General features: G+C 37.6%; 5 protein-coding genes. All 5 read left to right on the forward strand.

Annotation, left to right across the window (positions count from 1 at the left end; translation table 11 throughout):
* Nucleotides 1-401: 401 nt before the first annotated feature.
* A complete protein-coding gene (gene hflK / locus FG383_RS20450; protein WP_142609497.1) occupies nucleotides 402-1,385 on the forward strand; it encodes an FtsH protease activity modulator HflK in 984 nt (327 codons plus the stop codon).
* On the forward strand, nucleotides 1,385-2,362 hold the full coding sequence (gene hflC, locus FG383_RS20455; protein ID WP_142609498.1) for a protease modulator HflC: 978 nt from the start codon (nucleotides 1,385-1,387) through the stop codon (nucleotides 2,360-2,362). Before hflK ends, hflC begins: the two co-directional genes overlap by 1 nt.
* A 100-nt stretch (nucleotides 2,363-2,462) precedes the next feature.
* Nucleotides 2,463-5,090, forward strand: a complete 2,628-nt coding sequence (gene polA, locus FG383_RS20460) for a DNA polymerase I (RefSeq protein WP_142609499.1) — start codon at nucleotides 2,463-2,465, stop codon at nucleotides 5,088-5,090.
* Between the two features lie 12 nt (nucleotides 5,091-5,102).
* On the forward strand, nucleotides 5,103-5,975 hold the full coding sequence (gene mutM, locus FG383_RS20465; RefSeq protein ID WP_142609500.1) for a bifunctional DNA-formamidopyrimidine glycosylase/DNA-(apurinic or apyrimidinic site) lyase: 873 nt from the start codon (nucleotides 5,103-5,105) through the stop codon (nucleotides 5,973-5,975).
* 12 nt (nucleotides 5,976-5,987) lie between these two features.
* On the forward strand, nucleotides 5,988-6,587 hold the full coding sequence (coaE, locus tag FG383_RS20470; RefSeq protein WP_142609501.1) for a dephospho-CoA kinase: 600 nt from the start codon (nucleotides 5,988-5,990) through the stop codon (nucleotides 6,585-6,587).
* The last annotated feature ends 346 nt before the right edge of the window (nucleotides 6,588-6,933 follow it).

A 6,933-nucleotide genomic window follows, 5' to 3' on the forward strand; every position in this document is an offset into this window, starting at 1 on the left:
GAACTGGTTGCTTTCAATGATCAACTGGTTGCCCTAAGCCATTTATTGGATTCAGCCAGACAAAATACTGCAAAAAGTTTGTTTTTTGCAAGTTGCCACTGAATAAGAAAGCAATTTCCCATGGAATTTCGCTGCTGGGAGGCGACTCCAGTGGGATCAAGTGAGCAAAATGAGACTTCACAACGGACGCGCGCAGGCGCGGCGGTGAAGGCTCATGGCTCACCCCACGGAAAGCGTCCGCCCAGCAGTGGAAATCATAGCGGTCACTAGTTGACGCACTACCACGCAGTATCCCTAAACTATGAAGACTATCCTTTATATAAGAGCTAGTTTTTTTATTTTTGAAACCAAATGGGTGCTCACTCCGTAAAAGAAGTATACATATAGAAAGGGGAAATACGATGAGTACAAAGAGATTAATATCCATCATTGTTGCTTCAATCCTAGGAATTATTTTATTATCTGCAGTATTTACTTCTTGGTACACAGTAGATGAATCAGAACAGGCAATTGTTATTACGTTTGGGGAAGCAGGCGACCCTATTATAGAATCAGGTCTAAAATTTAAAATGCCGTGGCCAATTCAAAAAGTAGAAAAACTTTCAAAAGAAACGTTTAGTCTTCAATTTGGCTATAAGCAAGCACCTGATGGGGAGGTTACCGATACTTTTGATAAAGATACAAAAATGATCACTGGTGACGATAATATTGTCTTAACGGATTTGGTCGTACAGTGGAAGATTACTGACCCAAGAGCTTACCTATTTAACTCCGAAAGTCCTCAAGAATTATTGCATGATGCAACATCTGCCTCTATTCGCTCGATTATTGGGAACTCTAAAATTGATGATGCATTAACATCCGGAAAAGCGCAAATAGAAGCAGACACCGTTGAACTATTAGGCTCGTTAATAGACAAATATGATATTGGAATAACTGTACTTACAGTAAAACTACAAGACGTAGAGCTACCAAACGCGGAAGTACGATCTGCTTTTACTGCTGTCACTGATGCAGAGGAAACGAAAAATACGAAAGTAAACCAAGCAGAAAAATATGTGAACCAAAAAATGAGTGAAGCAGAAGGGGAAAAGGATGCAATCATTTCGGAAGCAAATGGATATAAAACAGCCCGCATTCAACAAGCGCTCGGAGATGTAGAACTATTTAATAAGCTTTACGCTGAATATGCAAACAATAAAGAGATTACGAGACAGCGACTTGTAATGGAGACGCTCGATGCAGTATTACCGAATGCCCAAATTTATATTATGAATGATGATGGTGGCACGATGAAGTATTTACCACTTCAACAATTGGAATCCAATAAACAAACAACTCCACCACCAACGGCTACAGAAAAACAAGAAGGGAGTGGACAATAATGGCGGATAATTATAATCCATTTTCTAATTTAGAAGATAAATTCAAAGCAACACAAAATAAAAAGAAGCCACAAAAAGAAAAAACACCGATAGATTTCAAAAAATATACAAAGTCATTTATCGCTATTTTCATTATGTTTGTAGTTGTTGTAATTGCTTTTGCGAATATTTATGTTGTAAAAGAAGGCGAATTTAAAGTGGTTCGCCAATTCGGAGAAATAAAAGATGTGAAGCATACACCAGGCTTGCATATGAAAATACCATTTATCCAAAGTGTTACAACCGTTCCTAAATATCAAATGAACTACAAATTATCAGAAGCAGAGATTAACACGAAAGATAAACGTCGTATTATCATTGACAATTTTGCAGTTTGGCGAGTTGTGAACGCAAAAGAGATGATCTCGAATGCGGGTAGCCTGATCAATGCAGGATCACGTATGGAAGAATTTATTTATTCGGTTGTACGTTCGGAGCTTGGTCAATTAAACTATAACGAGATTATTAATGATGAAAATTCTTCAAGAGGAAGCTTGAACGATCAAATTACAACTCATGTAAATGAATTGCTCCAAAAAGACAAATACGGTATTGAAGTTATAGATGTTCGTATTAAACGTACGGACTTACCCGAAGAAAACGAGCAATCCGTTTACAATGAGATGATTTCGGAAAGACAAAGTATTGCACAAAAGTTTTTATCTACAGGGGACGCTGATAAACGCCGTATTGAAGCGGATACAGATCGTCAAGTAAGGGAGATGCTTGCGACTGCCAAAAAAGAGGCTGCAATGATTGCAGCAGAAGGCGATGCAGAGGCCGCAAAAATTTACAATGAAAGTTTCTCTAAAGATCCAGAGTTCTATTCCCTTTACCGAACACTTGAATCTTATAAGCGAACGATTGGAGAAGATTCGATGATTATTATTCCATCTGACTCTCCTTATGCGAAAATTCTTTCTGGTTACTTAGAATAGTTTATGAATCGTCATTCCCCTTACTATCATGGTAAGATATAGGGAATGACGATTTTATTTTCTTAAATGAGATGCATGGTAAATCGAAGGAGTGAACTTAATGTCAAACGAAAAAATTCTACTATTGGATGGAAATAGTCTCGCATATCGGGCATTTTTTGCGTTACCTTTATTAACAAATGAACATGGCATACATACAAATGCCGTATATGGTTTTACGCTCATGTTACAAAAAATTATGGAAGAAGAAAATCCTACGCATATGCTTGTTGCGTTTGACGCGGGAAAAACTACTTTCCGACACTCGACATTTGGTGAATACAAGGGGGGAAGACAGAAAACACCACCTGAACTTTCCGAACAATTCCCTTATGTCCGAAAACTAATCGATGCATATGGTATTAAACGATACGAGTTGGAAATGTATGAAGCGGACGATATTATCGGAACACTAAGTAAACAAGCTGATGCAAATGGTCAACAAGTTGTCATTGTCTCGGGGGATAAAGACTTAACGCAATTAGCAACTGAAAATACGACGGTATATATTACACGCAAAGGTATAACAGATATTGAAAAATATACCCCTGCACATATCGAAGAAAAGTACGGACTTACTCCACTTCAAATTATTGATATGAAAGGTCTCATGGGAGATGCTTCCGATAATATTCCAGGTGTTCCAGGAGTCGGTGAAAAAACGGCCGTCAAACTATTAAAAGAACATGGTTCCGTTGAAAATCTTTATGGAGCATTAGACACTGTTAGTGGAGTGAAATTAAAAGAGAAATTAGTTGCAAATGAAGAGCAAGCAAAAATGAGTAAAACACTTGCAACAATTGAAACAAGTGCTCCTATTGAAGTTACTGTAGATGAGTTAACATACAGTGGACCAAATATGGAAGCAGTAGTGGAGATTTGGAAAGAGCTTTCATTTAGAACGCTATTAGAAAAGTCAGATTTTGTAGCAGAAGAGCAAGAAATGACCGAATTGAATTATAACGTTTTAGATGAAATAGATTCTTCTATTCTAAAAGATCAAATGGCTTTACATCTCGAAATGTATGATGAACAATATCATACGAGTGAATTACTAGGAATCGCTCTATCAGACGGGGAAGACTCGTATTTTATTAAAGGGTCAACAGCATTTCAATCGGATGTTTTTTGTAAGTGGTTAGAGGATGATTCGAAACAGAAATTTTTATCGGACTCGAAAGCAACACAAGCAGTGAGTAGAAAACATGGTGTCAGTATACTAGGAACAGAATTTGATCTGCTTTTAGCAGCTTATATTGTCAATCAATCGATTTCTTCTGGCGACGTATCTACACTTGCAAAAGAATTCGGAAACTATAATGTATGGACGGATGAGAGTGTTTATGGAAAAGGCGCAAAAAAATCAACGCCTGAACTGGAGAAACTTGCGGAACATGCGGCACGTAAAGCGCAGGCTATATGGCAATTAAAGCCGACTTTAGAAGAAAAGCTAAAAGAAAATGAACAATTCGCATTGTATAAAGAATTAGAATTACCACTTGCATCAATTCTTGGAACGATGGAGTCAGACGGTGTGAAAGTGGACAAACAAATTCTTGTCGAGATGGGACATGATTTAGAAATAAAGCTCCAATCGATTGAACAAGATATATATGCGCTTGCAGGAGAAAAGTTTAATATTAATTCTCCTAAACAATTAGGCGTTATATTGTTTGAAAAAATTGGACTAACCCCAATAAAGAAAACAAAAACGGGTTATTCTACAGCGGCGGATGTACTGGAAAAGCTTGCGAGTGAGCATGAAATAATTGAACAAATTCTTCATTATCGCCAATTGGGTAAGTTAAATTCAACGTATATCGAAGGGCTATTAAAAGAAATCCATGAAGAAGATGGGAAAATCCATACACGCTACCAACAAGCATTAACTTCTACAGGGCGACTGAGTTCGATTAATCCAAACTTGCAAAATATACCGGTTCGTTTAGAAGAAGGTAGAAAAATTCGAAAAGCATTTGTACCGTCGCAACCTGATTGGGTTATGTTTGCCGCGGATTATTCGCAAATCGAACTTCGTGTGCTTGCCCATATGTCGGAAGATAAAAACTTAGTAGAAGCGTTTAATAACGACTTGGATATTCACACGAAAACGGCAATGGATGTTTTCCATGTAGATGCAGAAGATGTGACGTCGGATATGCGTCGTGCTGCCAAAGCAGTTAACTTCGGTATTGTATATGGGATTAGTGATTATGGTTTATCGCAAAACTTGGACATTACACGAAAGGAAGCAGCGACATTTATCGAGCAATATTTAAATAGCTTCCCAGGTGTAAAAGAATATATGGATGATATCGTTCGCGTTGCAAAACAAAAAGGGTTTGTCACGACGATTTTAAATAGAAGAAGATACTTGCCTGAAATTACGAGTTCTAATTTTAATCTGAGAAGCTTCGCTGAGCGTACGGCGATGAATACGCCGATACAAGGAAGTGCGGCAGATATTATAAAAAAAGCGATGATTGATATGGCCGGGCGTTTAAAAGATGAAAATATGCAAACGAAGATGTTATTACAAGTGCATGATGAATTAATCTTTGAAGCACCACCAGAAGAAATTGCATTACTTGAAAAAATTGTACCAGAAGTAATGGATACCGCGATTAAGTTACTTGTTCCATTGAAAGTGGATTATGCATTTGGTGCTTCCTGGTACGAAACGAAGTAAGGAGTTTTAAATATGCCTGAATTACCAGAAGTAGAAGGGGTCGTTCGGTCGTTGCGACCAATTGCAACAGGTAAAACGATACAATCCGTAGACGTTTCGGAAACCATTATCACATCAAAAGCTAATGGCAAAGAAGCCATTATAAAAGGGGCAAATGTGGATGCATTTCGCGAAGCAATGCCCCAAATGACGATTGAAAAAATCGATAGACGTTCCAAATATATTTATTTTCATTTAACGAAAGATGGAATTCCTCATTTACTCGTTTCACATTTAGGAATGTCTGGGGCTTGGTTTTACGTTCGTAACTTGCATGAAATTGGAGAAGAAAAATTTATACGGCATTCGCATGTCATTTTCCATTTGGACGAAGGTGACATGCTCGTCTATGCAGATATTAGACGATTTGGGGAGCTTCGTCTTCTCGAAACTGAAGCAGATTATCCTCCGTTACTGCTAATGGCGCCAGAGCCTTTTGACCAAGATGCTTTAGATCATTATTTGGCGATGAGTATTTTACCAAAATATGAAAGTAAAGCGATAAAGGAATTTATCATGGATGGGCATGTCGTATCAGGGTGTGGAAACATTTATGCGACAGAAGCATTATTTAGGTTGAGAATGCATCCAGCTCGAAAAGTGAATCGAATTAGTATCGAGCGAAAAATACAATTATTTAACGAAATCGTCATCGTGCTACTAGATAGTATCGAAAACGGAGGAAGCACCATTTCCGATTATCGTAATATTAACGGCGGAGCAGGTAATATGCAAAATAGACTGCAAATGTACGGTAAAAAGAATTGTCTTATTTGTGGTCGAAAAACGTTGCAAAAAACAATTGGTGGAAGAACGTCTACTTATTGTGGTACATGTCAAAAGTAACGGAGGATTGTTATGATAATTGGTTTAACTGGTAGTATTGCAAGTGGAAAAAGTACTGTGTCAAATATGTTAAAGGCATTAGGATACCCTATTATCGATGCAGATATCGTGGCTCGAGTAGTCGTTGAAAAAGGAACGGAAACATTGGAAATGATAACAGAAGTCTTTGGACAAGAAATCATCGCAGAAGATGGTTCCTTAAATCGTGGAAAATTAGGGGAAATAATATTTTCTAATCCTTCCAAACGAAAACAATTAAATGACATTATCCATCCAGCCATTCGTGCGGAAATGCTTCGTCAAAAAGAAGAACTTCTAATGGAAGGTCATCCAACCATTATTATGGATATCCCATTATTATTTGAAAGTAAACTGCAATCATATGTAGAAAAAATATTAGTCGTGACGGTTACGGAAGAAATGCAATTGGAGCGATTAATGGCTCGAAATAATTTTACGCTAGAAGAAGCAAAAGCAAGAATCCAATCCCAACTTCCTTTATCGATCAAAGAAAAAGAAGCGGATGCAGTTATTTATAATAATGGAACTTTGGATTCGACAGAACAACAATTGAAGAAAATCTTAAGTGATTGGAACGTGTTAATCGCTTAGCATCCAAGACTGTAGACTAACTCGAAAAAACGAGTTGTTTACAGTTTTTTTATATAGTGCGCATTCAATAGTTTCCACTAAGATATAGCACAAATCAATCATGGCAAACAATCAATCCTTAATATAAAAGGTTTCCTTTATAAGAAAAAGTCAATGAATACTATATATTGCGTAATATAGGGACACTGTCTGGTAAAAGACCTATTAGGTGACCGCTAGGATTTTCGCTGTAGTCGAACGCTTTCCGCCGGGTGAGCGATGAGCCATCCCCGCCGCTTAGGCGTCGTGTAGTGACCCCCAAAAGTTAGACATGATTTTTTAGTTAAGCGGCTTGCGCAAGATGAGT

This window comes from Psychrobacillus soli, assembly GCF_006861775.1.
Lineage (GTDB): Bacteria > Bacillota > Bacilli > Bacillales_A > Planococcaceae > Psychrobacillus > Psychrobacillus soli.